This is a genomic window from Enorma timonensis (assembly GCF_000321165.1).
Classification (GTDB): domain Bacteria; phylum Actinomycetota; class Coriobacteriia; order Coriobacteriales; family Coriobacteriaceae; genus Enorma.
Map to the genome: position 1 here is coordinate 1 of NZ_CAPF01000110.1, position 1,268 is coordinate 1,268.

Consider the following 1,268-nt stretch of genomic DNA (forward strand, 5'->3'; position numbering starts at 1 on the left):
GGCGGATTCACACGGTCATTGCACCACTCTCCGACAACATTCGCGCCATCTCCTCCGCCGGCGTCGACCACCCGAGGGTCTTGCGCGGCCTCCCGTTGAGCTGGTCCTGGGCCTCGCGCACCGCCTCGTCGGTGACCAGCGAGAAGTCCGTCCCCTTGGGGAAGAACTGCCTCAGGAGCCCGTTGGTGTTCTCGTTGGTGCCCCGCTGCCAGGGGCTGCGGGGGTCGCAGAAGTAGACCTCGAAGCCCGTGGCCTCGGCGAAGCCCCTCCAGCGGGCCATCTCGACCCCCTGGTCCCAGGTCAGCGTCCGGCGCAGGGCGGCGGGCAGCGAGGCGACCATCTCGGCGAGACGGCCGGCCACGGTCTGCGACGAGTGCTCGGGGAGCCTCGAGACCAGCAGGAAGCGCGCGGAGCGCTCCACGAGCGTGACCAGGCAGGTCGCCCCGTCCGCGCCCACGACGAGGTCGCCCTCCCAGTGGCCCGGCACCGAGCGGTCGTCGGCCTCGGGCGGCCTGAGGGCCAGCTCGGCCCCCTCCACCCACGTCCTGCCCCCGCGCGGCTCGGGCGGCAGCGAGCGGCGCCTCCTCGAGCGTCGGCCGCTGCGAAGCACCAGCTCCACCTCGAGCTCCCCGCGCAGCGAGCCGCGCCCCTGCACGTAGAGGGCCCGGTATATCGTCTCGTGGCTCACCCTCATCTCCTCGTCGTCGGGGAAGTCGCGCCGCAGGCTCGCCGACACCTGCTCGGGGGACCACCTGAGCGCCAGCCGGCGCACGACCTCGGCCCTGAGGCGCGGGAGCCGCTCGAGCCTGCCGGCCCTCGGCCTGGAGGCCCGCTCGCGCGCCCTCCTGCCGGCGTGGCCGGCGTCGTAGCGCCCGTCCGGGCGCGCGTTGCGGGCGAGCTCGCGCGACACGGTCGAGTGGGAGACGCCCAGCTCGCGCGCGATCTCCCTCACGCCGCGCCCGGCGCGCAGCCGGTCGGCGATCAGCGCCCTGCGCTCGTCGTCGAGCCGGGCGCGCGGCGAGCTCCTCGGCGGGAGCGGGGCGGCCTCCACGACGGGCCTCCTCACCGGGCCCCCGATTCGGCCGTGGCGCAGGCGGAGGCCCGCGATCCCGCACCACTCGACGACCGACCTCTTGCCGCACCCCAGCTCCCGTGCGGCGGCCGCCGCGCTCTCCCCGGAGGCGACGAGGGCGACGGCCCTCTCCCTGAACTCACGACTGTACACGGTCCCCACCCTTTCCGGGTGGTGCGATCTAACCTTGAATCCG

The 1,268-nt window shown here is 74.7% G+C and carries 1 protein-coding gene; it reads right to left on the reverse strand.

Annotation, left to right across the window (positions count from 1 at the left end):
- Nucleotides 1-7 precede the first annotated feature (7 nt).
- Nucleotides 8-1,066 carry an IS30 family transposase gene (locus BN423_RS10450; protein WP_399460355.1) on the reverse strand — a complete coding sequence of 353 codons (1,059 nt, stop codon included), beginning with the start codon at nt 1,064-1,066 and terminating at the stop codon, nt 8-10.
- Nucleotides 1,067-1,268: the final 202 nt, after the last annotated feature.